Annotated in this window: 22 protein-coding genes and 2 riboswitches; of the genes, 13 read left to right on the top strand and 9 right to left on the bottom strand. The window is 63.5% G+C overall.

Annotated features, from left to right (window positions below):
• Positions 1–5: 5 nt before the first annotated feature.
• From BT179_RS01245 to metH, 4 genes are all read right to left on the bottom strand, one after another.
• Entirely contained in the window at positions 6–500 is a 495-nt protein-coding gene (locus BT179_RS01245; protein ID WP_053154313.1) for a DUF934 domain-containing protein, read from the bottom strand.
• On the bottom strand, positions 484–2,142 hold the full coding sequence (locus BT179_RS01240) for a nitrite/sulfite reductase (protein ID WP_072394363.1): 1,659 nt from the start codon (positions 2,140–2,142) through the stop codon (positions 484–486). Before BT179_RS01240 ends, BT179_RS01245 begins: the two co-directional genes overlap by 17 nt.
• 546 nt (positions 2,143–2,688) lie before the next feature.
• Positions 2,689–2,907, bottom strand: coding sequence for a DUF2970 domain-containing protein (locus tag BT179_RS01235; RefSeq protein ID WP_072394366.1), 219 nt, complete (start codon positions 2,905–2,907; stop codon positions 2,689–2,691).
• A 92-nt stretch (positions 2,908–2,999) separates the two neighbouring features.
• On the bottom strand, positions 3,000–6,710 hold the full coding sequence (metH, locus tag BT179_RS01230; RefSeq protein WP_072430443.1) for a methionine synthase: 3,711 nt from the start codon (positions 6,708–6,710) through the stop codon (positions 3,000–3,002).
• A 154-nt stretch (positions 6,711–6,864) separates the two neighbouring features.
• On the opposite strand from metH, the gene BT179_RS01225 reads away from it, so the two are divergent.
• Both BT179_RS01225 and nfuA read left to right on the top strand, forming a co-directional pair.
• Positions 6,865–9,156, top strand: a complete 2,292-nt coding sequence (locus BT179_RS01225; RefSeq protein WP_072430444.1) for a fatty acid cis/trans isomerase — start codon at positions 6,865–6,867, stop codon at positions 9,154–9,156.
• Between the two features lie 115 nt (positions 9,157–9,271).
• Complete coding sequence (nfuA, locus tag BT179_RS01220; protein ID WP_024781251.1) at positions 9,272–9,856, top strand: Fe-S biogenesis protein NfuA; 585 nt, start codon at positions 9,272–9,274, stop codon at positions 9,854–9,856.
• A 108-nt stretch (positions 9,857–9,964) separates the two neighbouring features.
• Here nfuA and cobM read toward each other — a convergent pair whose 3' ends face one another.
• From cobM to BT179_RS01200, 4 genes are all read right to left on the bottom strand, one after another.
• On the bottom strand, positions 9,965–10,711 hold the full coding sequence (gene cobM, locus BT179_RS01215; RefSeq protein WP_072394375.1) for a precorrin-4 C(11)-methyltransferase: 747 nt from the start codon (positions 10,709–10,711) through the stop codon (positions 9,965–9,967).
• A gap of 77 nt (positions 10,712–10,788) precedes the next feature.
• Entirely contained in the window at positions 10,789–11,193 is a 405-nt protein-coding gene (locus BT179_RS01210; protein WP_072394379.1) for a cobalamin biosynthesis protein, read from the bottom strand.
• Positions 11,190–11,885 carry a CbtA family protein gene (locus tag BT179_RS01205; RefSeq protein WP_072430445.1) on the bottom strand — a complete coding sequence of 232 codons (696 nt, stop codon included), beginning with the start codon at positions 11,883–11,885 and terminating at the stop codon, positions 11,190–11,192. The genes BT179_RS01210 and BT179_RS01205 overlap by 4 nt, the downstream gene beginning before the upstream one ends.
• An 11-nt stretch (positions 11,886–11,896) precedes the next feature.
• Positions 11,897–12,085, bottom strand: coding sequence for a CbtB domain-containing protein (locus tag BT179_RS01200; RefSeq protein ID WP_014338677.1), 189 nt, complete (start codon positions 12,083–12,085; stop codon positions 11,897–11,899).
• A gap of 100 nt (positions 12,086–12,185) precedes the next feature.
• Positions 12,186–12,409: riboswitch (cobalamin riboswitch) on the bottom strand.
• 179 nt (positions 12,410–12,588) lie between these two features.
• Positions 12,589–12,803, top strand: a riboswitch (cobalamin riboswitch).
• A 97-nt stretch (positions 12,804–12,900) separates the two neighbouring features.
• On the opposite strand from BT179_RS01200, the gene cobW reads away from it, so the two are divergent.
• From cobW to BT179_RS01170, 6 genes are all read left to right on the top strand, one after another.
• Positions 12,901–13,965, top strand: coding sequence for a cobalamin biosynthesis protein CobW (cobW, locus tag BT179_RS01195; protein WP_072430446.1), 1,065 nt, complete (start codon positions 12,901–12,903; stop codon positions 13,963–13,965).
• Between the two features lie 3 nt (positions 13,966–13,968).
• The gene (gene cobN / locus BT179_RS01190; protein WP_072430447.1) at positions 13,969–17,742 is read left to right on the top strand and encodes a cobaltochelatase subunit CobN; all 3,774 of its coding nucleotides are present in this window, start codon (positions 13,969–13,971) and stop codon (positions 17,740–17,742) included.
• 66 nt (positions 17,743–17,808) lie between these two features.
• Positions 17,809–18,810, top strand: a complete 1,002-nt coding sequence (locus tag BT179_RS01185; RefSeq protein WP_072430448.1) for a magnesium chelatase ATPase subunit I — start codon at positions 17,809–17,811, stop codon at positions 18,808–18,810.
• A gap of 101 nt (positions 18,811–18,911) precedes the next feature.
• On the top strand, positions 18,912–19,469 hold the full coding sequence (locus BT179_RS01180) for a vWA domain-containing protein (RefSeq protein ID WP_072430449.1): 558 nt from the start codon (positions 18,912–18,914) through the stop codon (positions 19,467–19,469).
• Positions 19,470–19,668: 199 nt separating this feature from the next.
• Positions 19,669–21,315 (top strand): phospholipase D-like domain-containing protein, encoded by a 1,647-nt coding sequence (locus BT179_RS01175; protein ID WP_072430450.1) that lies wholly within the window; start codon positions 19,669–19,671, stop codon positions 21,313–21,315.
• A 54-nt stretch (positions 21,316–21,369) separates the two neighbouring features.
• Positions 21,370–21,711: a YdcA family protein gene (locus BT179_RS01170; protein ID WP_072430451.1), complete on the top strand. Its 342-nt coding sequence runs from the start codon at positions 21,370–21,372 to the stop codon at positions 21,709–21,711.
• A gap of 109 nt (positions 21,712–21,820) precedes the next feature.
• On the opposite strand, the gene BT179_RS01165 is transcribed toward BT179_RS01170, so the two are convergent.
• Positions 21,821–22,267 carry a thioredoxin family protein gene (locus tag BT179_RS01165; protein ID WP_072430452.1) on the bottom strand — a complete coding sequence of 149 codons (447 nt, stop codon included), beginning with the start codon at positions 22,265–22,267 and terminating at the stop codon, positions 21,821–21,823.
• A gap of 341 nt (positions 22,268–22,608) precedes the next feature.
• Here BT179_RS01165 and BT179_RS01160 point away from each other — a divergent pair, with 341 nt between their 5' ends.
• The 5 genes from BT179_RS01160 to BT179_RS01140 are packed head-to-tail and all read left to right on the top strand — an operon-like array spanning position 22,609 to position 26,062.
• The gene (locus tag BT179_RS01160) at positions 22,609–23,457 is read left to right on the top strand and encodes a transporter substrate-binding domain-containing protein (RefSeq protein WP_072394406.1); all 849 of its coding nucleotides are present in this window, start codon (positions 22,609–22,611) and stop codon (positions 23,455–23,457) included.
• Positions 23,458–23,511: 54 nt separating this feature from the next.
• Complete coding sequence (locus tag BT179_RS01155) at positions 23,512–24,174, top strand: amino acid ABC transporter permease (protein WP_072394409.1); 663 nt, start codon at positions 23,512–23,514, stop codon at positions 24,172–24,174.
• A gap of 9 nt (positions 24,175–24,183) precedes the next feature.
• The gene (locus BT179_RS01150; RefSeq protein WP_072394412.1) at positions 24,184–24,846 is read left to right on the top strand and encodes an amino acid ABC transporter permease; all 663 of its coding nucleotides are present in this window, start codon (positions 24,184–24,186) and stop codon (positions 24,844–24,846) included.
• Entirely contained in the window at positions 24,843–25,634 is a 792-nt protein-coding gene (locus tag BT179_RS01145; RefSeq protein ID WP_072430453.1) for an amino acid ABC transporter ATP-binding protein, read from the top strand. Before BT179_RS01150 ends, BT179_RS01145 begins: the two co-directional genes overlap by 4 nt.
• Positions 25,635–25,675: 41 nt before the next feature.
• Positions 25,676–26,062 (top strand): RidA family protein, encoded by a 387-nt coding sequence (locus BT179_RS01140; RefSeq protein ID WP_072394418.1) that lies wholly within the window; start codon positions 25,676–25,678, stop codon positions 26,060–26,062.
• The last annotated feature ends 4 nt before the right edge of the window (positions 26,063–26,066 follow it).

Below are 26,066 nucleotides of genomic sequence, written 5' to 3'. Positions count from 1 at the left end.
CGCTATCAGCGCCGACGAAACAGCGGCAACGGTTCGTCAGTCGCTGCCTGGTAGGTCACCGAAAAGTCCTTGAGGCTTTCGAGGGCTTCGTAGGGGTCTTTGTCGGCCCGCAGGGCAAAGGCATCGAAACCGCAGCGGCGCATGTAGAACAACTGGTCGCGCAGGACGTCGCCAATGGCTCGCAGCTCGCCCTTGAAGCCGTAGCGGTCGCGCAGCAGGCGTGCGTTGGAATAGCTGCGCCCATCGGTGAACGCAGGGAAATTCAGCGCGATGACCTGGAACTGATTGGCGTCGTCGCCGATTTCTTCCGCTTCCTCGTCGGCGTCCAGCCATACACCCAGGCCGCCGTCACGGGCCTGCAGGGCGCGAGCGTGATCACGCCACAAGGCCAGGGGCACGATCAGGTCGTCGCAGTTGGAGATGCCATCGAGGGTCGCGTCCTTGGGCAACAGGTGCCAGGTTTCGTCGATGACCTCGTTGTTCTTAATGATTCGCTGCATAGACGCGTTCCTTGAAGAGGTCGATGCCGATACGTTGATAGGTGTCGATGAACCGCTCGTCTTCGGTACGTTGTTCGATGTACACGTCGATCAGCTTCTCGATCACGTCGGGCATGTCATCCTGCGCAAACGACGGGCCGAGGATCTTGCCCAGGCTGGCCCCGCGGGTACCGCTGCCGCCCAGGGAGACCTGATAGAACTCCTCGCCTTTCTTGTCCACACCCAGGATGCCGATATGGCCCACGTGGTGGTGACCGCAGGCGTTCATGCAGCCGGAAATGTTCAGGTCCAGTTCGCCGATGTCGAACAAGTAGTCCAGGTCGTCGAAGCGACGCTGGATCGATTCGGCGATAGGGATCGACTTGGCGTTGGCCAGGGAGCAGAAGTCTCCCCCCGGGCAGCAGATCATGTCGGTCAGCAGGCCGATGTTCGGCGTGGCGAAACCTTGCTCGCGCAATTCGCCCCACAGGGTGAACAGCTGGCTTTGCTCGACATCCGCCAGGATGATGTTCTGCTCGTGGGAGGTGCGCAGCAGGCCGAAGCTGTAGCGGTCGGCCAGGTCGGCCACGGCATCGAGCTGCTTGTCGGTGATGTCGCCGGGGGCGACGCCGGTCGGCTTCAGGGACAAGGTCACCGCGACGTAACCCGGCTTCTTGTGGGCCAGGGTGTTGCGGGTACGCCAGCGGGCGAAGCCTGGGTGTTCCTTGTCCAGCGCAGCCAGTTCGGCGTCCTGATTGGCCAGGGTCTTGTACTGCGGGTCGACGAAATGCCGGGCGACCCGATGCACTTCGGCTTCGGTCAGCGTGGTCTGGCCACCGCGCAGGTGGACCATCTCGGCCTCGACCTTCTCGGCGAACACTTCAGGGGTAAGGGCCTTGACCAGGATCTTGATCCGCGCCTTGTATTTGTTGTCGCGACGGCCGTAGCGGTTGTAAACCCGCAGGATGGCGTCGAGATAGCTCAGCAGGTCCTGCCAGGGAAGGAACTCGTTGATGAACGAGCCCACCACCGGGGTACGGCCGAGCCCGCCGCCCACCAGTACCCGGAAGCCCAGCTCGCCCTCGGCGTTGTAGACCGCCTCCAGGCCGATGTCGTGGACTTCGATGGCCGCGCGATCCGAGGTCGAGCCGTTGATGGCGATCTTGAACTTGCGCGGCAGGTAGGCGAATTCCGGATGGAAGGTGGTCCACTGGCGCACGATCTCGCACCACGGACGCGGGTCGATCAACTCATCGGCCGCGACGCCGGCGAACTGGTCGGTGGTGACGTTGCGCAGGCAGTTGCCGCTGGTCTGGATGGCATGCATCTGCACGGTCGCCAGCTCGGCCAGGATGTCCGGTACGTCTTCCAGGGCCGGCCAGTTGTATTGGACGTTCTGCCGGGTGCTGATGTGGGCGTAGCCCTTGTCGTAGTCACGGGCGATCTGGGCCAGTTTGCGTACCTGGCGCGAGGCCAGTTGGCCATAAGGCACCGCCACGCGCAGCATGGGGGCGAAACGCTGGATATACAGGCCATTCTGCAAGCGCAGAGGGCGGAATTCTTCTTCGCTCAGCTCGCCTGCCAGATAGCGTCGGGTCTGATCACGGAACTGCTTGACGCGGTCCTCGATGATCCGCTGATCGTACTCGTCATATACGTACATATAAGTCTCGGTCTCAGGCTTGGGCCGATCAGAAACAGCTGCGTGTTGGCTCGCTGGAATCGGGTTCTGCCTCGGCAATTCTGCGCGCACGGCCGCGCACTCCTAGGGGAGCCGGTGCAAGATACCTGTTTTGGGTTATGCGCAAAAGTGATGTTTGAGTATATGTAAAGAACCAAATCGACTAATGAGATTGATTATTGGCTAACCCACATTTGTCGTGCGGGCAATCATCGTCTTAACTGTGGTCGAGTCCCCATGCAATCACCTAAAAAACCGACAAGAGGCGATGCAATGAGCAATCCGACCAAAGCAAGGAAAAGCGACAGTACCGTTGATGCCTGGGCCATCCTGTTCCTGATTATCCTGGTGGTGGGCACCGCTGTGTTCTGGGTCAGTCACCAGTGAACGGTTGATCCCTGGCGATGAAAAACCTGTGGGAGCGAGCTTGCTCGCGATAACGGTGTACCAGTCGACCTCAATCCGACTGAACCACCGCTATCGCGAGCAAGCTCGCTCCCACAAGGTCGTGTGTTGTGTTGGAGAGCGCTACAGCCCCGCCAGGTGCACCACCAGCTTGACGATGCCAAACAGCGTCAGCGCGAAGACCACCGTGAACGCGATGCCCAGGATCACGAAGTGGCTCGGTTTGCCGTGGGTGAAATCCCGGGCGCGGTTCTTGCCGCTCTGCACCCCGAAAGCGGCAGCCAGTACGCTGTGTACCATCTGCAACAGGGTGGGCGGCTTGTTGTCGACTGGATCGTCCATAAATCCCTCGTCTGCCATGGGTCTGGGACAAGCATAGACAAAAGATCGCGACCTGCCGCGCCGTAGGCCGCGATCCTGTCAGTTACGCCGCCTTAGCTGTCGTAGCCCAGGTTCGGCGCCAGCCAGCGCTCGGTCACGCTCAGTTCCTGGCCCTTGCGGGCGGTGTAGCTCTGGACCTGGTCCTTGTCGATCTTGCCCACGGCAAAATACTGCGCCTGGGGATGGGCGAAATACCAACCGCTGACCGCGGCCGCCGGGAACATGGCGTAATGTTCGGTGAGGAACACACCACTGCGCCCGGCCTTCATTTCGCTGGCCTGGGGATCGAGCAGGCGGAACAGGGTGGCTTTCTCGGTGTGATCCGGGCAGGCCGGATAGCCAGGGGCAGGGCGGATGCCGGTGTACTGCTCCTTGATGAGGGCTTCGTTGTCCAGGTTCTCGTCCTTGGCATACCCCCAATAGTCCTTGCGCACCTGTTGGTGCAGCCACTCGGCGCATGCCTCGGCCAGACGGTCGGCCAGGGCCTTGACCATGATCGAGTTGTAGTCGTCGCCAGCATCCTGGTAGGCCTTGGCCACTTCCTCGGCGCCGATGCCGGCGGTGGTGATGAAGCCCCCGACATAGTCGGTCACGCCGCTGTCCTTGGGGGCGACGAAGTCGGCCAGGGAAAAATTCGGCTTGCCGTCGGTCTTGATGATCTGCTGGCGCAGGTGATGCAGGCGGGCCATCGGCTTGCCGTCCTGGCCATAGACCTCCAGGTCGTCGTCATGTACCTGGTTGGCTGGCCAGAAGCCGAACACGGCGCGGGCGCTGATGAGTTTTTCGTCGATCAGTTTGCGCAGCATCGCCTGGGCGTCGGCGTACAGCGCGGTGGCGGCTTCACCGACCACTTCGTCGGTGAGGATGCGCGGGAACTTGCCAGCCAGGTCCCAGGAGATGAAGAACGGCGTCCAGTCGATGTATTCGGCCAGCACGTCAAGGTCGATATCCTCCAGTACCCGGGTGCCGGTGAACGTCGGCTTGACCGGCTGGTAGCTGCTCCAGTCGAACTGCGGCTTCTTCGCCACGGCCGCCGAATAGCTCAGGCGTTCGGTGCGGGCGCTGCGGTTGGCGGTGCGCTCGCGAACCTCCTGGTAATCCTGCCGGGCCTTCTCGACGAAGGCGGGCTTGAGCTCCTTGGACAGCAACTGCGTGGCCACGCCCACGGCGCGGGACGCGTCGGTCACGTAGATCACCGCATCGTTGCTGTACTTGGGCTCGATCTTCACGGCCGTATGGGCCTTGGAGGTCGTTGCGCCACCGATCATCAGCGGCAGGTGGAAATCCTGGCGCTGCATCTCGCGCGCCACATGCACCATTTCATCCAGAGAAGGGGTGATCAGGCCGGACAGGCCGATGATGTCGCATTTCTCGTCCCGGGCCACCTGCAGGATCTTCTCGGCAGGCACCATCACACCCAGGTCGACGATGTCATAGCCGTTGCAACCCAGCACGACGCCGACGATGTTCTTGCCGATATCATGGACGTCGCCCTTGACCGTCGCCATCAGGATCTTGCCCTTGGCTTCCGGCTTGTCGCCTTTTTCCGCCTCGATGAACGGGATCAGGTGGGCCACCGCCTGTTTCATCACCCGGGCGGACTTGACCACCTGGGGCAGGAACATCTTGCCGGCGCCGAACAGGTCGCCGACGATGTTCATGCCGGCCATCAACGGACCTTCGATCACTTCGATCGGGCGGGCGAAGGACAGGCGTGACTCTTCGGTGTCTTCGACGATATGGGTGGTGATGCCCTTGACCAGCGCGTGTTCCAGGCGCTTGTTGACGTCCCAGTTGCGCCACTCCTCGGTTTCCGCTTCCTTGACGCTGCCGTCGCCCTTGTACTTGTCGGCGATGGCGAGCAGGGCGTCGGTGCCTTCCGGGGTACGGTTGAGGATCACGTCTTCCACCGCATCGCGCAGTTCCACCGGGATCTGGTCGTAGATTTCCAGTTGGCCGGCGTTGACGATGCCCATGGTCAGGCCCGCGCGGATCGCGTACAGCAGGAACACCGAGTGGATCGCCTCGCGCACCGGGTTGTTGCCCCGGAACGAGAACGACACGTTGGACACCCCGCCGGAGGTCAGCGCGTACGGCAGTTCGTCGCGGACATAGGCGCAGGCATTGATGAAGTCCACGGCGTAGTTGTTGTGCTCTTCGATACCGGTGGCGACGGCGAAGATGTTCGGGTCGAAGATGATGTCTTCCGGCGGGAAGCCGACTTCGTTGACCAGGATGTCGTAGGAGCGCTTGCAGATTTCCTTCTTGCGCGCCTCGGTGTCGGCCTGGCCGGCTTCGTCGAAGGCCATCACCACCACGGCGGCGCCGTAGCGCTTGCACAGCTTGGCGTGATGAATGAACTGCTCGACGCCTTCCTTCATGCTGATGGAGTTGACGATGCCCTTGCCCTGGATGCACTTGAGACCGGCTTCGATCACTTCCCATTTGGAGGAGTCGATCATGATCGGCACGCGGGAGATGTCCGGTTCACCGGCGATCAGGTTGAGGAAGGTCACCATGGCCTTCTTCGAATCGAGCATGCCCTCGTCCATGTTGATGTCGATCACCTGGGCGCCGGCCTCGACCTGCTGCAGCGCCACTTCCAGGGCTTCGGTGTAGTTGTCCTCGCGGATCAGCCGGGCGAACTTGGCGGAACCGGTGATGTTGGTCCGCTCGCCGACGTTGACGAACAGCGAGTTGCGATCGATGGTGAACGGTTCCAGGCCCGACAGGCGGCACGCTCGGGGGATCTCCGGGATCTGCCGCGGCGCGTAGCCGGCCACGGCCTTGGCGATGGCTTCGATGTGCGCCGGCGTGGTGCCGCAGCAACCGCCGACGATGTTCAGGAAGCCGCTCTGGGCGAACTCCTCGATGACCTTGGCGGTCTCGGCCGGCAGTTCGTCGTACTCGCCGAACTCGTTGGGCAGGCCGGCGTTCGGGTGAGCCGAGACGTGGGTGTTGGCCTTGTTCGACAGCTCTTCCAGGTACGGCCGCAGTTCACTGGCGCCCAGGGCACAGTTCAAGCCTACGGAAATCGGCTTGGCGTGGGCCACAGAGTTCCAGAAGGCTTCGGTGGTCTGGCCGGAGAGGGTGCGGCCGGAGGCGTCGGTGATGGTGCCGGAGATCATGATCGGCAGTTCGACGCCCAATTCCTCGAATACGCCCTGCACGGCGAAGATCGCAGCCTTGGCGTTCAGCGTGTCGAAGATGGTTTCGATCAGGATCAGGTCGGCGCCGCCATCGATCAGGCCCTTGGTGGCCTCGGTGTAGTTCTCCACCAGTTCGTCGAAGGTCACGTTGCGGTAACCGGGGTTGTTCACGTCCGGCGACAGCGAGCAGGTACGACTGGTGGGGCCCAGCACGCCGGCAACGAAGCGCGGCTTGTCCGGGGTTTCCAGGGTCTTGGCATCGGCTACCTGGCGGGCCAGGCGCGCACCTTCCAGGTTCAGCTCGTAGGCCAGGCCCTGCATGCCGTAGTCGGCCTGGGAGACCTGGGTGGCGTTGAAGGTGTTGGTTTCCAGGATGTCGGCGCCGGCATCCAGGTAGGCTTTTTCGATGGAGCCGATGACGTCGGGGCGGGTCAGCACCAACAGGTCGTTGTTGCCCTTGACGTCGCTCGGCCAGTCGGCGAAGCGTTTGCCGCGGTAGTCCTGTTCCTCCAGCTTGTAGCTCTGGATCATCGTGCCCATGCCACCGTCAAGGATCAGGATACGTTCCTTGAGGGCCTGCTGGAGAAGATAAAGGCGAGCGCTGCGATCGGACATAGGACTACCTGGAAAAAAAGCCATTGCGAAGGCCGGGATGATATCAAACCTGTGCAGGATTTGATCTCGACTGGCTTTTACATGAATGTCGCTCATGTTTGCATCGGAGTGCTGGCCCGGTAGAATCGCCGGATCATTTCCCAGGGACCGAGACATGCCGTACCGCGTCTTATTCGGCAGTCTGTTGCTGCTGTTGTCATTTCACGCAGTAGCCAAGGATTCCGTTTCAGCGCTTTCCTACACGCGCGACATCCAGCCGATCTTTACCGAGAAATGCGTGGCGTGCCACGCCTGCTATGACTCCGCCTGCCAACTGAACCTGGGCAGTGCCGAAGGCGCCACCCGGGGCGCCAGCAAGCTATCGGTATACGACGGCGAGCGGCGCCAGGCCGCTGTACCCACTCGCTTGTTCTATGACGCTTCCGGTCCGCACGCCTGGCAGCGCAAGGGCTTCTATTCGGTGCTCGATGCCCAGGGCAGCCAGGCGGCATTGATGGCGCGGATGCTGGCGCTGGGGCACGGCGCGCCGTTGCAACCCAACGCCAAGCTGCCGCAAGACATCGTGCTGGGGCTCGACCGGGACAACAGTTGCCCCATGCCGGGGCAATTCGATCAATACGCTGCGGCACACCCCAGGGAAGGCATGCCCCTGGCCGTCACGGGCCTGACCGACCAGCAATACCAGACCTTGCAGCGTTGGCTGGCCTCCGGCGCGCCTGTCGACCAGCAAGCCCTGGCTCCAAGCGCCGCCGAAGCCCTGCAAGTGTTGCAATGGGAGAACCTGCTCAACGCCCCCGGCGCCCGTGAAAGCCTGGTTGCCCGCTGGCTGTTCGAGCACTGGTTCCTGGCCCACATCTACTTCAAGGATGGCGAGCGGGGGCATTTCTTCCAGTGGGTGCGTTCGCGCACACCGTCCGGCCAGCCGATCGACCTGATCAACACCCGACGCCCGAACGACGACCCCGGCACCCGGTTCTATTACCGCCTCTGGCCGGTGCAGGGGGTGATCGTGCACAAGACGCACATCACCTATGGGTTGAGCGCGGCCAGGATGGCGCGGATCAAGAGCCTGTTCTACAAGGGCGACTGGCAGGTCACGGCATTGCCGGGCTACGGGCCGGAGCGCCGTTCCAATCCGTTCTCCACCTTCGAGGCGATCCCGGCCCAGGCTCGCTACCAGTTCATGCTCGACAGTGCCGAGTATTTCGTCCGGACCTTCATTCGTGGCCCGGTGTGCCGGGGCCAGATTGCCACGGATGTGATTCGCGACAACTTCTGGGCCCTGTTCCAGGCCCCTGAGCATGACCTTTACATCACCGACCCGAACTACCGCGGCCAGGCCACGCCGTTGCTGGCGATGCCAGGGCAGAACGATGACGTGGGCAGCGTCCTCAGCCTGTGGCTCGATTACCGCGACAAGCGCAACGAGTACGAAGCTTTGCGGCGGGACAATTACGCCGATGTGCCGGCCCCGAGCTGGTCGAACCTGTGGGCCGGCAATGACAACGCCTTGCTGAGCATTTTTCGCCACTTCGACAGTGCCTCGGTCACCAAGGGCCTGATTGGCGACGTGCCGCAAACCTTGTGGCTGTTCGATTTCCCGTTGCTGGAGCGCACCTATTATCAGTTGGCGGTCAATTTCGATGTGTTCGGCAATGTTTCCCACCAGGCCCAGACCCGGCTCTACTTCGACCTGATCCGCAACGGCGCGGAACAGAACTTCCTGCGCCTGATGCCTGCCGATTCGCGGGAAGGCTACCTGGATGACTGGTACCAGTCCGGCGGCAAATTCAAGATGTGGCTGGATTACGAGGCCATCGACAACGACAAGCCGACCGCGCTCAAGCTTGACGAGCGTGACCCCAAGCGGGATTTCGCCCGGCAATTGCTGCTCCGTTACGGAGAGCTGAACGCGCGGCCCGACCCGATCAATCGTTGCGACGGCGCCTATTGCTCGCGTCCGAACATCGACCCGGACCTGCAGAGTGCCGAACAGGCCCTCAGTCGCCTGGTTTCAAGGCCGGCAGCGGGGCTTGGCGTGATCCACCACTTGCCCGAGGCGACCATGCTGCGCATCGAGACCGCCAGTGGCCGGCGGGAGGTCTACAGCCTGCTGCGCAACCGCGCCCACAGCAATGTGGCGTTCCTGCTGGGTGAAGCGATGCGTTACCAGCCTGGGCTGGACACCCTGACGGTGTACCCCGGCGTGCTCAGCAGCTACCCCAACTTCATGTTCAACATCCCGGCCGGGCAAGTGCCGGCGTTCGTCGAGGCCATGGAGCACGCCGACGATCCCCAGGCTTTCGAGCGGATTGTCGAGCGCTGGGGCATTCGTCGCAGTCACCCGCAATTCTGGTACTACTTCCACGATCTGAGTCGTTATATCCAGGAAACGGAGCCCCTGGAGGAGGGGGTGCTGGATATGAATCGCTACCAGAACCTCTGATGGGCGCGCCCGGCGGCAGACCTTGCGGCGCCGGGTGCTTTCCCGACAAAAATACTGGGACTTTGTCCGGCGCCCTGATTGGCGTAAACTGCCGGCAAGCCTGCGAGGAGTTCCCATGACCGCCATAACCATTACCGATGCCGCCCACGATTACCTGGCCGACCTGCTGTCCAAGCAGAACACCCCGGGAATCGGGATCCGCATCTTCATCACCCAGCCTGGCACCCAGTACGCAGAGACGTGTATTGCCTATTGCAAGCCAGGTGAAGAAAAGCCCGAAGACACCGCGCTGGGGCTCAAGAGCTTCACCGCCTACATCGATTCCTTCAGCGAAGCGTTCCTGGACGACGCGGTGGTGGACTATGCCACCGACCGCATGGGTGGCCAGCTGACCATCAAGGCGCCGAACGCCAAGGTTCCGATGGTCAACGCCGACAGTCCCATCAATGAGCGCATCAACTACTACCTGCAAACCGAGATCAACCCAGGGCTGGCCAGCCACGGCGGCCAGGTCTCGCTGATCGACGTGGTGGAAGACGGCATCGCCGTGCTCCAGTTCGGTGGCGGCTGCCAGGGCTGCGGCCAGGCCGACGTGACCCTCAAGGAAGGCATCGAGCGCACCTTGCTCGAGCGCATCCCGGAGCTCAAGGGCGTGCGCGACGTGACCGACCATACGCAGAAAGAAAACGCCTACTACTGAATACGTGTTCGCTGCGGATTGTGTGTGGCGGGGGAGCAAGCTCCCTCGCCACAATAGTTTCTGCCGTCAGCCTGTACCCCCGTCCCTGTGGGATCTGGGTTGGCTACGTCAAGGCCTGTAGAGATGCGCATGCCCGGCGCGGTACAGCGACGATTCGCTGAACACATCATTGCCCAGCACCCGTCCCACCAGGATCAACGCCGTTCGGCGCAAACCCTTGGCCTGGACCTTCCCGGCGATATCCGCCAACGTCCCTACCACCCAATCCTGATCCGGCCACGTCGCCCGGTGGATCACCGCGATCGGGCAGTCGCCGCCGTAGTGGGGCAGCAGTTCGTCGACGATCTTTTCCAGGTGATTGACCCCCAGGTGAATCGCCATGGTCGCCCGGTGCTGTGCCAGATTGCCCAGTTCTTCCCCAGCAGGCATCGGGGATTTATCGGCGTAACGGGTGAGGATCACGCTCTGGGAGATATCCGGCAAGGTCAGTTCGCTGCCCAGCAGGGCTGCGCAGGCTGAGGTCGCGGTCACGCCCGGGATGATCTCGAATGGAATGCCAAGTGCCCGCAGGCAGCGAATTTGCTCACCGATGGCGCCGTACAGGCTCGGGTCGCCGGAGTGCACCCGGGCCACGTCCTGACCTTTGCGGTGGGCGGTTTCCATCAGCCCGACGATCTGTTCCAGGTGCAGTTCGGCACTGTTGACCACTTGTTCGGCGCAATGGCCATCGAGCACGGCGCTTGGCACCAGGGAGCCGGCGTAGATGATCACCGGGCAACTGCGGATCAAGCGCTGGCCCTTGACGGTGATGAGTTCCGGATCGCCGGGGCCGGCGCCGATGAAGTACACGGTCATGACCGGCTCCTGTGGAAGGTGGGTGAGCGTCGCCCATATGAAGATCGCTCATGATCCTGGACGGCGATTATCGGGATTTACGCCACGACCGCCAATGCCAACGTGCTCATGGGGCCTGTTTGACGAGGGATCAGCAGGGTTGCGGGTTTCGTGCCCAATTGGTCGGCCAAGGCCAGGGCGGCGCTTTCGGCGATGCCGTAGCAACCGGTTCGCTCGAAGGCGATCTCGGAGCGATGACTGAGCCGCTGCTCGTAACCGGCCAACTGTTCGGCACTCAAGCACGTCAGCGGCAGTGCCAGTTGCCCGGCCAGTTCCAGCAGCCCGGGCTCGTCACGCTTGAGGTCGATGCTGGCCAGGGCCCGCACTTGGTGAAGTTCGATGCCGTGGGCCAACAACGTCTCTTCGAGCAAGGCCCGCAGCGTGCTGGCCGGGCAACCGCGCTGACAGCCCAGGCCGATCACCAGTATCGACCCGGTGCTCATGCGTCGTGGTGGGCTTGACCGTCACGGCGAAACAGCCAGGCGCTGATCAGGCCCAGGGCCAGCCAGAAGGCGATGTTGGTGACCTGGGAGGCGATCTTGAACTGGCTTTCCAGGGCTTCGGGCGCCAGCATCGAGTGGACTTCAGGTTGTGGCGCGCCGATGAGGTGAGGCACCAGCAAGGTCGCGCCCCCCAACAGCTTGAGCAGCCAATGCCTGCCGAAGGCGATCAGGGCGATGCCCACCGCCGTGGACGCCGCGGTGCCGATCCACCACATCTGCCGCTGGGTCAGGTCGGCCGCCGCGGTGCCGGGCAACTCCGGGGGCAGGCCGAGGGTCGGTGCCAGGACGAAAGTGGCGTAACCGGCCAGGCCCCAGAGCAGGCCCTGGGAGGTGCGAGTCGGTGCGCGCAAGGTGTACAGGCCCGCGAGCATCAGGGCAAAACCCACGGCGACCACCAGGTTACCGCCAGTGGTGGACAGCACGCGCTGCCAGCCGTCTTCCGGCTCCCACGCCTCGGCATCGTGAGTGTGGGCAACGCCGTCGGTGTGCTCATGAACCTCGGACGCCGGGGCCTTCTCGAAGGTTTCCGCCTGGAGAATCAGTGGCGATACCCACAAGCTCTGCAACAGGGTCAGCAGCAGGGCGGCCAGCAAGCCGCTGAAACCGGCGGTCTGCGCGATACGCTTGATCATGTCGTCAGTTCTCAGTGGCAGGGGAAGGCAGCGCTGTGGCGGGTATCGTGGGCGGCGTTGTGCACCGCTTCGATGTGAGAGAAGCCGGCGAAATAGACCAGCCCCGCACCCAGGATCGAAGCCAGGATCGCGGCGCTCAGGCGTTGGCTCAGGGTGGTGGTGCTGCTGGCGGTGCGGGCGGTGCTGCTGATGGTCGACATGGCGCTTCCCTCTGTTTTTGTTCCGTGGGGGATGCGAGCGCAATGAGACCCCGGGCGAAAGACCGCCGAGGTTCGAACAGCGCCCGCCCACCGCGGGTTTGTTGATGCTTGAGTCATGGGCCGGTCTCCGGGCTCGCGAGGTGCCGGGCTCGTGCCTGGCCTGCAAGCGTCACCTTCCCATGTCCGGGGACACAGTGGTTCAGACGCTTCGCTCGCTTACCGTTGCGGGGGCAGCACCGGACTGACGTGGCTTTGGAGTAAAGCACACGATTCACCGGTTTCCCGTTTCACCCTGTGAAGGGCACCCGTAACTAGGCGCACAGGAGAGCATGGGTGGGGTGGGGCCGTCAATGCACAGGGGGCCGCTGCGCAGCCCGTCGCGAACAAGCTCGCCCCCACAGGGGGGCTGCGGGATCCGATGTGGGAGCGAGCCTGCTCGCGATGGCGGCGGTAAGGACACCGCATAACTTACTTGCGGAGATTGACCCGTCCCCACACCCTGCGTAGCCTTGCGCCTTCGAGGTTCTTCGGCCTGCGCCGAAGCTAAGAAGGGAACGCGGTCCAAGCCGCGGCTGCCCCCGCAACTGTGAACGGTGATGTTTCTGCAAGGCCACTGTGCATGCCCTTTATCCGGGGTGCGCGGGAAGGCGCAGCAATTGCCAGTCGGATGACTGGCCCACCGTCAGCCAGGAGACCTGCCTCGACACAGATTCTCACTACAACCGGGCGGGGTGATCCGGTGGCGAAATCTTCCGCGCACGCCTGTGCCAGCGGTTGTCGTCCCGTTTGCCCGCCACCTTGCCAAAGGGCATCCGATGAAAACACTGGCCAAGCTTCCCGTCACCATCGTCACCGGTTTCCTCGGCTCGGGGAAGACCACCCTGCTGCGGCACATGCTCGACAACGCCCAGGGGCGTCGTATCGCCGTGATCGTCAACGAGTTCGGCGAACTGGGCATCGACGGCGAGATCCTCAAGCAGTGCTCCATCGGTTGCACCGAGGAAGAGGCCAACGGCCGCGTCTACGAACTGGCCAACGGTTGCCTGTGCTGCACGGTCCAGGAAGAGTTCTTCCCGGTCATGCGCGAACTGGTGGCCCGGCGTGGCGATCTCGATCACATCCTGATCGAGACCTCCGGCCTGGCCCTGCCCAAGCCGTTGGTCCAGGCCTTCCAATGGCCGGAAATCCGCAGTGCCTGCACTGTCGATGCGGTGATCACCGTGGTCGACAGCCCGGCCGTGGCCGCCGGTACCTTCGCCGCCTTCCCCGACCAGGTGGACGCCCAGCGCAAACTCGATCCGAACCTGGACCACGAGTCACCGCTGCATGAGCTGTTCGCCGATCAACTGGCCAGCGCCGACCTGGTGATTCTCAACAAGGCCGACCTGATCAGCCCCGACGACCTGGCGAAGGTCCGCCTGGAGGTGGCCGAAGAGCTGCCGCCGGCAGTCAAGATCATCGAAGCCAGCAGCGGACGCCTGCCCCTGGATGTGCTGATCGGCCTCGGCGCAGGTTCCGAAGAGCACATCGACGGCCGCCATAGCCATCACGACCATCACCACGACGGCGACGATGACGACCACGATCATGACGCCTTCGACTCCATCTCCATCGAGCTGCCCCAGGCCGACGAAAGTCTGTTGCTCGATGCCCTGACCCAACTGGTGGTCCAGCACGGCGTGCTGCGGGTCAAAGGCTTCGCGGCGATTCCGAACAAGCCGATGCGGCTGTTGGTCCAGGGCGTCGGTACGCGCTTCGACAAGCATTTCGATCGCCAGTGGGGCGCGGATGAAGCGCGGGTCACTCGCCTGGTCCTGATTGGCCAGGCCCTGGATGCCGGGCTGCTCGAAGCGCAGTTGCGCGCCGCCCTCGGCGCCTGACCCATGCACCTGCTCAGGACCCAGCCCGGCGGTTTTGTGTCCGATGACAACATTGCCGACCTGGGGCAGACCCCCGCCGAGCTGGTGATCCTGTGCAGTGGCGACTCCAGCCTGGCGCTGCTGGCCGAAGCGGCGAAGCAGTTGCCAGGCGATTATCCCGAGTTTCGCCTCGCCAACCCGATGCAGGTGCAGAACCACGCCTCGGTGGACCTGTACTTCGAAGACGTGCTACGCCACGCCAAGGTCATCCTGCTGTCGCTGCACGGCGGTATCGGCTATTGGCGCTACGGCATCGAACGGCTGATGGCATTGGCCGGACGCGGGGTGAAGCTGATCCTGGTGCCGGGGGACGATCGTCCTGATCCGGAACTCAGCGACCTGAGCAACGTCCCCGTCGAGGACCGCGACCGTCTCTGGCAGTTCTTGCGCCAGGGCGGACTGGGCAATGCCCTGGACCTTTTCCATAACCTCGCCAGCCAATGGTTCGGTCGCGATTATCCATGGGGCGAACCGCAGGCCCTGCCACGCACGGCGATCTATCACCCCACGCACAACCAGGCCAGCCTCGCTGACTGGCGAGCCGACTGGCAGGCCGGACAACCGGTGGCGGCGGTGCTGTTCTATCGCTCCCACCTGCAAGCGGCGAATACCGCGTTCATCGATGGGTTCTGCCAGCGTTTGCAAGCGGCGGGGCTCAACCCGCTACCGATGGCCGTGGCGAGCCTCAAGGAGCCCGGTTGCCTGGCCATGGTGCAGGACTGGCTCGACGAGGCAGAGGCCGGGGTGATCCTCAACACCACGGGATTTGCCCAATCCAGTCCCGAAGCACCGCACCTGCGCCCGTTTCGTCGCAACGTCCCGGTGATCCAGGCGATCTGCGCCCAGGACAACGAGCCCGGCTGGCGTGCCAGCGAGCAGGGCCTGGGCCCGCGGGACCTGGCGATGCACATTGCCTTGCCGGAGCTGGACGGGCGGATCATCAGTCGCCCCATCAGTTTCAAGGACCTGGCCTGGCGCAGTGAGCTCAGCCAGAGCGACGTGGTCTGCTACCGGGCGGTGCCCGAGCGCATGGATTTCGTTGCCGAGCTGGCGCGGCGCTGGACCGACCTGGCGCGTCTGCCCAACGCGGAAAAACGTGTAGCCCTGATTCTCGCCAACTATCCGACCCGGGATGGACGCATCGGCAACGGCGTCGGCCTGGACACGCCGGCGGCGGCGCTGAACATCCTGCGCGCCTTGCATGCCGAGGGTTATCCGCTGCCAGCGCAATTGCCCGCCAGCGGCACGGCGCTGATCCAGCAATTGCTCGGCGGGGTCAGCAACGACCTGGACAGCCTCGATCTGCGCCCGTGTCACCAGAGCCTGTCCCTCGATGCCTATCGGGCGATGTTCGATGCGTTGCCCGAGTCCAACCGCCAGGCCGTGCTGGAGCGCTGGGGCACCCCCGACAAGGATCCGATGTTTCGCCAGGGGCGACTGATGATCGCCGGCCTGCGCCTGGGCCTGACGTTCGTCGGCATCCAGCCGGCCCGGGGGTATCAGGTCGATCCGAGCGCGGTGTACCACGACCCGGACCTGGTGCCGCCCCATGGTTACCTGGCGTTCTATTTCTGGCTGCGCCACGCCTATGGCGCCCATGCGGTCATTCATGTCGGCAAGCACGGCAACCTCGAGTGGCTGCCCGGCAAGGGCGTCGGGCTGTCGGAGAATTGCTGGCCGGACGCGCTGCTGGGACCGTTGCCGAACATCTATCCGTTCATCGTCAATGATCCGGGCGAGGGCGCCCAGGCCAAGCGCCGTACCCAGGCGGTGATCATCGATCATTTGATGCCGCCCCTGACCCGGGCCGAAACCTACGGGCCGTTGCGTAACCTGGAGTTGCTGGCCGACGAGTACTACGAGGCGCAACTGCTGGATCCGCGTCGGGCCCGGGAGCTGCAGCGGGACATTCTCGGCCTGGTGCGCGAGACCCACATCGATCGCGAGCTGCAACTTGACGCGGCCCTGGACAGCGACGCCGACGCCGCGATCTGGCTGCCGCGCCTGGACACCTACCTGTGCGACTTGAAGGAATCGCAGATCCGCGACGGGCTGCATGTCTTCGGTCAATCCCCTGCCGGGCGGCTGCGCATCGACACGTTGCTGGCGTTGTTGCGCATTCCCCGTGGCGACGGCAAAGGTGCGCAGTCCAGTCTGCTGCGGGCCCTGGCCAGGGCGTTCGAGCTGGGCTTCGACCCCCTGGATTGCGCCTTGGCCGAGCCTTGGGGCGGCGGTCGTCCGCAGGCATTGTGTCAGATCAGCGACCAGGCCTGGCGTACCGTCGGCGATACCCGCGAACGCCTGGAGCTGTTCGCAGCGCAGTTGATCGAACGGGCCCTGGACGGCGCGGTCGAGGGGTTGGACGCGCCAGGCTGGGAGACGGTGAGCAGCATTGTCGAGCACCTGCGCGAGGTCGTGGCGCCGCGCCTGGATGCCTGCGGTCCGGCGGAAATGCGCGGTCTGCTCGATGCCCTCGGCGGGCGCTTCGTGCCGGCCGGGCCAAGCGGTGCGCCGAGTCGCGGGCGCCTGGATGTGCTGCCCACCGGGCGCAATTTCTTCTCGGTGGACGTGCGTAACCTGCCCACCACCACGGCGTGGCGGATCGGCTTCCAATCGGCCAACCTGATTCTCGAGCGGCACCTGCAGGATCACGGTGATCACCTGCGCCAGCTTGGCCTGTCGGTGTGGGGCACCGCCACCATGCGCACCGGCGGCGACGACATTGCCCAGGCCATGGCCCTGATGGGCGTGCGGCCGGTGTGGGCCACAGGCAGCCAGCGGGTCGACGATTTCGAGATCCTGCCGTTGAGCCTGCTGGACCGGCCGCGTGTCGATGTGACGTTGCGGGTGTCTGGCTTCTTCCGCGACGCGTTCGCCAACCTGATCCGCCTGTTCGATGCCGCGGTCCAGGCTGTCGCCGCCCTCGACGAGCCGGATGACATGAACCCCCTGGCGGCCAAGGTCCGTGGCGAACGCGAAGCCCTGTCAGCGTCGGGCCTGGATCCGGAAGTGGCAGCGCGCCAGGCCGGCTGGCGGATCTTCGGGGCCAAGCCCGGGGCCTATGGCGCCGGCGTGCAGGGCGCCGTGGACGGTCGCCTGTGGCAGAGTCGCGAAGACCTGGCCGAGGTTTACCTGAACTGGGGCGGCTACGCTTATGGCGGCAGCGATGAAGGCACCGCCGCCCGGGAGCAGTTCTCCCGACGCCTGAGCCAGGTGCAAGCGGTGCTGCAGAACCAGGACAACCGCGAGCACGACCTGCTCGATTCCAACGATTACTACCAGTTCCAGGGCGGCATGTTGGCGGCGGTGGAGACCCTCAGCGGCGAAACCGCCGCCAGCTATCATGGCGATCACAGCCAGCCGGACCTGCCAAGGATCCGCACCCTGAAAGAAGAGCTCAACCGCGTCATCCGTTCCCGGGCCGTCAACCCGAAGTGGATCGACGGAGTCAAGCGCCACGGCTACAAAGGTGCGTTCGAACTGGCGGCGACGGTGGACAACCTGTTCGCCTTCGACGCCACTACGCAGTTGATCGATGATCACCAGTACGCATTGCTGGCCGATGCTTACCTGCTCGATCCGCACACCCAGGCATTCATTCGCCAGCACAACCCCGACGCCCTGCGGGACATGACCGAGCGCATGCTCGAAGCCCAGCAGCGAGGGATGTGGCAGGAACCGGGGGAGTATCGCGAAGCGTTGGAGAATTTGCTGTTGGACATCGAGGAGGATGGCTGATTGTCCAGCCAGCCGGCCAGGTACTCTGTTCGTATTGACGTGATCGACCACCCTTGAGAATCAGATATGACCCAACCCCATTTCCCCCTCTGCGCCGTGGTCGGCGCCGATGACCTGAAGCTGGCGCTGTGCCTGGCCGCCATCGATCCCAGGATTGGCGGCGTGCTGATCGAAGGGCCGCGGGGCATGGCCAAGTCCACCCTGGCCCGGGGCCTGGCGGACCTGTTGGCCAGCGGTCAGTTCGTCACCTTGCCCCTGGGCGCCACGGAAGAGCGACTGGTGGGCACCCTCGATCTGGACGCGGCCCTGGGCGAGGGTCGGGCGCAGTTTTCCCCCGGCGTGCTGGCCAAGGCCGACGGTGGTGTGTTGTACGTCGATGAGGTGAACCTGCTGCCCGACCATCTGGTGGACCTGCTGCTGGATGTGGCCGCCAGCGGTACCAACGTGATCGAGCGCGACGGCATTTCCCATCGGCATCCGGCGCGTTTCGTGCTGATCGGCACCATGAACCCGGAAGAGGGCGAACTGCGCCCGCAACTGCTCGATCGCTTCGGCCTGAACGTGGCGCTCCACGGGCATACCGCACCGGCGGAGCGTGGGCAGATCATTCGACGGCGGCTGGATTTCGACAGCGATCCGGTGGCGTTCTGCGCCGAGTGGTCGCAGGCCCAGCAGCACCTGCGTGATCGTTGCCAGCAGGCCCGCGACCTGTTGCCGGCCATTGCCCTGGACGATGCGTCCCTGGCGCTGATTACCGAGCGCTGTTTTGCCGCTGGGGTCGATGGCCTGCGCGCCGACCTGGTCTGGCTGCGTGCCGCCCGTGCCCATGCCGCTTGGCGCGGCGCGCAGGCCATCGCCGTCGACGACATCGACGCGGTCGCTGAATTTGCCTTGCGTCATCGTCGGCGCGAACGGACGGATCCGGCCGCTGCGCCTTCCCCGCCGCCTGCGCCTGGCGAGCGCGCAACCGAACCCCGGGGAGGCCAAGGCCAGTGGGGGGATCTGCCGCCCCGGGCACTGCCGACCGGTACCCGACGCGACGTGCCGGGGTGGCCAAAAAAGCCCTAGGCATCCGCCCTCGTGCCAGCGCGGGGGCGGATGCCGGACCCCGGGCAGGGCACCTGGAGCAGGGGCGCCAGGGCCGCAGCAAAACGGCGTCTGGCGGCGCGGTGAATTGGCCAAGGACCCTGCTCCAGGGGCGTCCACGCTTGCGCCAGGACCTGCGTTGGCACGAGCGTCACCGTGCGCCTCACGAACTCTGGCTGGTGATCGTGGATGCCTCGGCCTCGACCCGTCGTCATCGGGCCTTGAGCGACGGCAAAGGCTTGTTGGCGCAATTGTTCGACGACGCCTACCGGCAGCGGGCCCGCCTGGCGCTGTTGACGGCCAGTGGCATGCAGCCGAACTGGCAGGTGCAAGGGCTCAAGGCCTCGGCGGGTCTGCGCCACTGGCTCGATGGCCTGGGCGCCGGTGGCGGTACGCCGTTGCTGGCTGCGTTGAGCGAGGCCGTACGCTGGTTGACGGCCCGGCGCAAGCGCTTCCCTGCGGAGCGACAGCGGGTGCTGGTGATGACCGATGGGCGCGTGAAGGAGGGGCTGTCGCTGTCGCCCCTGGATTGTCCGTGCCTGTTGATCGACATCGAGCGCGGCCCGATCCGCCTGGGCCGGGCCCGGCAGTTGGCGGGGCAGTTGCAGGCTGAGTATCGGCATATCGATGAGGCTGATTGAAAGGTTCTGTGACTGTCAGGGCCCCATCGCGAGCAAGCTCGCTCCTACACGGGTTTTGTTGTGAACACATGAATGATGAACACCCCGGGCCCTTGTGGGAGCGAGCTTGCTCGCGATGGCATCCCCTCGGTTCCCATGACCTGCCCACCTGACCCGTTTCACTGCACTATGCTCAAGCGGCCCCCCACAGGAGTGAACCATGCGCGTACTCGTCACCAATGCCCAGGACGATTTCCGGGTCAAGGCCTATGCCGGCACCAACGGTGTGCTACTGGCCATGGACCTGGCCGAATCACGGCGCAAGGGTTTGCTGGGTTTCGCCATCGAGAAGCAGCAGGGTGACAAACCCTGGCTGTTCCTGTTCAACAGCCTGACCTTTCCCGACACGGCCCATACCTTTCCCCAGTTCCACGCCACGCCCAGCGACAAGGCCCCGTTGCAGAAATTTCGCTGGGCCGACTACGCCGTCAACCCTGGGGTGACGCTTCATTATCGGGTGCACCTGGCCTATGGCAGTTACAAGGCACCGCAACTGGGGGAGTCGCTGGAAGTCACCATCACCAGCGACGACGCAATGCCCGCCAACCAGCGGGTCATCTTCAATCGTGCGGTGGCCGCCAGCCAGGCTTTCCAGCGCAAGTTCCCCGAGCTGGACGCCTTGATCGATGCCAACAAGCACCTGTCCATCGACGATTGGCCCGACGCGCCGCGTCGCTGGCTGGAGAACGGCCTGCTGGGACGCTTGACCGGCTTCATCGACCGGGCGCTGGACGCCACGTGGGCGCTGGATGTGGCCATCTACGAATACGAGTTGCCCGTGATCGTCGATGCGGTCAATGCCGCGTTTGCCCGTGGCGCGCGGGTGCGGGTGCTGTACCACGCCGAACCGGGCGACGACACCACACTGCGTAACGAAGCCAACCTGGAACGATTGCCGCCGGCCAACAAGCGCGGGCGAGTCACCCACAACATCTTCCATGACAAGTTCATCGTGCTGAGCAAGATCGGTGACCGCGGGGCGTTGCAGCCGGAGGCCGTGTTGTGCGGCAGCACCAACTTCACCGCCAACGGCGTTTATCGCCAGGCGAATGTCGTGCATGTGCTGGACGACCCACGGGTCAGCGACAGCTACCGCCAGGTGTTCGAACAGATCTGGGAGGCCCCCGATGACGTCGATGCCACGCGTGAGTGGCTGAACCGCAACAACCCCATGAAGCCCGGGGAGCCGCTGTTCGTCGGCTTCTCTCCACGGACGGGAGAGGGCGACCTTGATCGTTTCGTCGACATCATCGAGGCGGCGCGCAAGGACCTGCTGTTCGTCACCGCCTTTGTCCTGCCCGATCGGATCCTCGATGCCTTGCTCGGCCAGCCCAACGACGACATCTTGCGTTATGGCCTGCAGAACACCACCAGCCGTATCACCGGTTTCCATGCCGACCGCACCGCTGAGTTCGCTGCCACGGCACTGCTCAATACCGGCCTGGAGGGCTGGCTCAAGGAAAACAAGAAAGGTCAGAAAGGCAACCTGCTGGTGCACACCAAGGCCGTCGTCACCGACTTCACCAGCGACACGCCCACCATCATCAGCGGCAGTCACAACCTGAGCGCCGCGGCCAGCAGTGGCAACGATGAGAACTACCTCATCATCCAGGGCGATACCGACCTGGCCGACCGCTACGGACTGGAGCTGCTGCGTTTCTACGAGCATTACCGCTTCCGTTATTTCGCCAAGAAACTTGCGCTCAAGCAGGTCAAGCCGTTGGCGGTGGATGACAGTTGGAGTGATGACTATTACCGCGAGGGTGACCTGCGGATGTTGTCCAGGGTGAGATTCGGCGGGCGGTAGCGCAGTATTGATGGCGTGATATCATCGGGCCATCGATCAGCCAGGAATGCTGTCATGAGCCTTTATCACGGAACGTCCGGCCCGCTTCGCATCGCTATCGCGATTCTCCTGGTGTCCCTGTCTGCATCAGCCTTCGCCGCCAATACGCCGTGTTCCGGACGCAAGGGTGGTATCGCCGGGTGTGATGGCGATACCTTCCTGTGCAACGACGGCTCCATCAGCGCCTCGAAAAAATCTTGCTCTGCCATGTTGGGAATCCGTAACGAAGCTCGCCCGCAATCGCTGCTCAAGTCCTCCGACGGGTGCCCGTGCGGCAGTGGTCACTACTGCGTCGGGCCTCGGGGTGGGGTTTATTGCCTCACGCCGGGCGGCAGCAAGAGCTACAAGCGCAAATAGACCAGGCGCACCGCCGAACCATTGTGTGAGCGAGCTTGCTCGCGATAGCGTCAGGCCGGTGGGCATCACCATTGGCTGACCCGCCGCCGTCGCGGGCTCGCTCCTATTGTTATCGGAACGTCACCCGCATCTTCATCAGCGCTCGCCCTCGACCTGCAGTGCACAAATTCTGAAACCGCTGCCGCAGCCAATTCACGTCATGGCGCGTCGGGGGAAACGAGCGCCGCGGTTTTGTCCGGCCGACGTGTTCGGCAAAGTGGCGCGTCAGCGAAGGCTGGTCACCGATGCCCTTGAGTTTGAGGCACAACTTCCCATCCTTATAGAAAAGCACGGTCGGTGTTCCGCTGACTTCCGGATGCCGGGGCGACTCGTGGGTGCTCAATTTGTAGATGATGGCTCGATCCTGGAACGCCTCGGCCACCTTGCAGAACACCGGTTCGGCCCAGCCGCAGGCGTAGCAGTGTGGATGGCCAAAATAGAAGATCACCGGGCGCCAGGTCCTGAGGGCCTTGCGGTAGTCCTGTTGTGACGCTACGTGAGTAATGAGCGAACTCATGGCCGCCTCCTTTCTACTCCGAGGTGACAGGAACGATAAGGAACCCGGCGGGGTATCGCTACTGTCAGAGTCGACAGGTGGCCTGCTCTGTTTCAGTGCGAAACGGATCGCAAATACTCTGTTTGGGGCCTTGGTACCCGGACGCCGTAGCCAACGGTAGCAAGCGTGTCAGCGGTCCGCGAGCGTTCCCGGGCACTCGGTTCTTCCAACCTCCTGATTTCAATCGCTTTCCATTTTTTATCAAGCGTGGCTGCAAGCCTGTGGCACACTTTCTGCTGTCTATTCCGTTGTTACATACCTGGTTCCGCTATAACGGAATAAACTCACCTGGAGTGCTTGCCATGCAATGCCGACCTTCCTTGTTCAAAGCGTGTGTTTTTCTCTTCGCGGCCACGACGGCCGCCATGGGTGTCGCCCAGGCGGCTGACAGCAAGCTGGACAGCGTGCTGCAACGCGGGAAATTGATCGTAGGCACGGGCAGTACCAATGCGCCGTGGCACTTCCAGGGAGCGGATGGCAAGTTGCAGGGTTTCGATATCGATATCGCACGAATGGTCGCCAAGGGCCTGTTCAATGACCCGGAGAAAGTCGAGTTCGTGGTGCAGTCGTCCGATGCGCGGATTCCCAACCTGCTGACCGACAAGGTCGACATGAGCTGCCAGTTCATCACCGTCACCGCCAGCCGCGCCCAGCAGGTGGCCTTCACCTTGCCGTACTATCGCGAAGGCGTCGGCCTGCTGCTGCCGGCCAACAGCAAGTACAAGGAAATCGAGGACCTGAAGGCGGCCGGCGACGACGTCACCGTGGCCGTGCTGCAGAACGTGTATGCCGAGGAACTGGTGCACCAGGCGCTGCCCAAGGCCAGGGTCGATCAGTACGACAGTGTCGACCTGATGTACCAGGCGGTGAACTCCGGCCGCGCCGATGCCGCCGCCACCGACCAGTCTTCGGTCAAGTACCTGATGGTGCAGAACCCCGGCCGTTATCGCAGCCCGGCCTACGCCTGGAGCCCGCAGACCTATGCCTGCGCGGTCAAGCGTGGCGACCAGGACTGGCTGAACTTCGTCAACACCACCTTGCATGAAGCCATGACCGGTGTGGAGTTCCCCACCTATGCCGCGTCGTTCAAGCAGTGGTTCGGCGTGGAACTGCCGTCGCCGGCCATCGGCTTCCCTGTTGAATACAAATGACCCTGTGAGCCCGGGGCGCCACTTCCAGGCGCCCCGTCGAAGGTACTGCCGACCATGAATTATCAGTTGAACTTTGCCGCCGTCTGGCGCGATTTCGACACCTTGCTGGCGGGGCTCGGGCTGGGGCTTTCCCTGGCGCTGGTGTCGATCGCCATCGGTTGCGTGATCGGCCTGGCCATGGCGTTCGCGCTGCTGAGCAAACATCGTGTCCTGCGGGTGCTGGCATCGGTGTATGTCACGGTGATCCGCAACACGCCCATCCTGGTGCTGATCCTGTTGATCTACTTCGCCTTGCCGAGCCTGGGGGTGCGCCTGGACAAGCTGCCGTCGTTCGTCATCACCCTGTCGCTGTATGCCGGGGCCTACCTGACGGAGGTGTTTCGCGGCGGGCTGCTGAGCATTCACAAGGGCCAGCGCGAAGCGGGACTGGCCATCGGCCTGGGCGAATGGCAGGTGAAGGCCTATGTCACGGTGCCGGTGATGCTGCGCAACGTGTTGCCGGCCTTGTCGAACAACTTCATCTCGCTGTTCAAGGACACCTCCCTGGCGGCGGCGATCGCCGTGCCGGAGCTGACCTATTACGCGCGCAAGATCAACGTGGAGAGCTACCGGGTGATCGAAACCTGGCTGGTGACCACGGCCCTGTATGTCGCGGCCTGTTACCTCATTGCCATGGTGCTGCGCTATTTCGAGCAGCGCCTGGCGATCCGCCGTTAGGAGTGTTCCATGTACGAATCCCCCAGTTGGTTGCATGAGTTGTGGGTCGCCCGGGACACCCTGTGGAGCGGTTTCCTGACCAGCGTACAGTGTTCGGTGCTGGCGATTTTGCTGGGCACCTTGATCGGCCTGGTTGCCGGCCTGGTGCTGACCTATGGCCGGGCCTGGATGCGCGCGCCGTTTCGTTTCTACGTCGACCTGATCCGTGGCACGCCGGTATTCGTGCTGGTGCTGGCCTGCTTCTACATGGCCCCGGCCCTGGGCTGGCAGATCGGTGCGTTCCAGGCGGGAGTCCTGGGCCTGACGCTGTTTTGCGGCTCCCACGTGGCCGAGATCGTGCGCGGTGCCTTGCAGGCCTTGCCCCGTGGGCAGATGGAGGCGAGCCAGGCCGTTGGCCTGACGTTCTACCAGGCCCTGGCTTATGTGCTGTTGCCCCAGGCGCTGCGGCAGATATTGCCGACCTGGGTCAATTCTTCCACCGAGATCGTCAAGGCTTCGACCCTGTTGTCGGTGATCGGTGTGGCCGAGCTGCTGCTCAGCACCCAGCAGATCATCGCTCGGACTTTCATGACCCTGGAGTTTTACCTGTTCGCCGGTTTTCTCTTTTTCATCATCAATTACGCCATCGAGCTGCTCGGTCGGCATATTGAAAAGCGGGTGGCCTTGCCATGACTGACGTTTCGACCTCATCCCATTCCCAGCCATTGCTGGATATTCGCGGCCTGCGCAAGCAATACGGCCCGCTGGAAGTGCTCAAGGGCGTGGACCTGAGTATGCAGCGCGGCAACGTGGTCACGCTGATCGGCTCCAGCGGTTCGGGCAAGACCACGCTGCTGCGCTGCGTGAACATGCTGGAAGAATTCCAGGGCGGGCAGATTGTGCTCGACGGCGAATCCATCGGCTATGACGAAGTCGACGGCAAGCGGGTGCGCCACCCCGAGAAAGTCATTGCCCGGCATCGCGCGATGACCGGCATGGCGTTCCAGCAGTTCAATCTGTTCCCTCACCTGAGCGCATTGCAGAACGTCACCCTGGGTCTGCTCAAGGTGAAAAAACTGCCCAGGGACGAAGCCGTCGCCCTGGCCGAAAAGTGGCTGGACCGAGTGGGCCTGCTGGAACGGCGCAATCATTTTCCCGGTCAGTTGTCCGGCGGTCAGCAGCAGCGTGTGGCGATTGCTCGGGCGATCGCCATGAACCCCAGCCTGATGTTGTTCGACGAAGTCACCTCGGCACTGGATCCGGAGCTGGTGGGCGAAGTGCTGACCGTGATCAAGGGCCTGGCCGAGGACGGCATGACCATGCTGCTGGTGACCCACGAAATGCGTTTCGCCTTCGAGGTTTCCGACAAGATCGTATTCATGAACCAGGGGCGCATCGAAGAACAGGGCCCACCGAAAGAGCTGTTCGAGCGCCCGCAATCACCGCGCCTGGCGGAATTTCTGAAGAACACCCGTTTTTAATCCATTGATCTTTTGATTCAGACAAGCAAGGAGAACCACTGATGAGCATCAAGCGCTACGGGACCGGCAGCACCGCGGGTGGCGGGCAGCCACGGCCATTCGCCCGCGCCGTCGAGGCCGACGGCTGGCTGCATGTGTCCGGACAGGTGCCAGCGGTGAACGGCGAGATCGTCGCCGGCGGGATCGTCGAGCAGACGCACCAGACCATGAAGAACCTGATCGCCATCCTCGAAGAGGCCGGTTACGAGCTCAAGGATGTGGTGCGCTGCGGTGTGTGGTTGGATGACCCGCGTGACTTCTGGAGTTTCAACAAGGTGTTCGGCGAATACTTCAGCCCCGAGCACGCCCCGGCCCGGGCCTGTGTGCAGGCGAGCATGATGGTCGACTGCAAGGTCGAGATCGATTGCATCGCCTACAGGAAAAAATGAGGTC

Source organism: Pseudomonas sp. NFACC43, assembly GCF_900119645.1.
Lineage (GTDB): Bacteria > Pseudomonadota > Gammaproteobacteria > Pseudomonadales > Pseudomonadaceae > Aquipseudomonas.
This window is presented reverse-complemented; position numbering and strand designations above follow the sequence as displayed.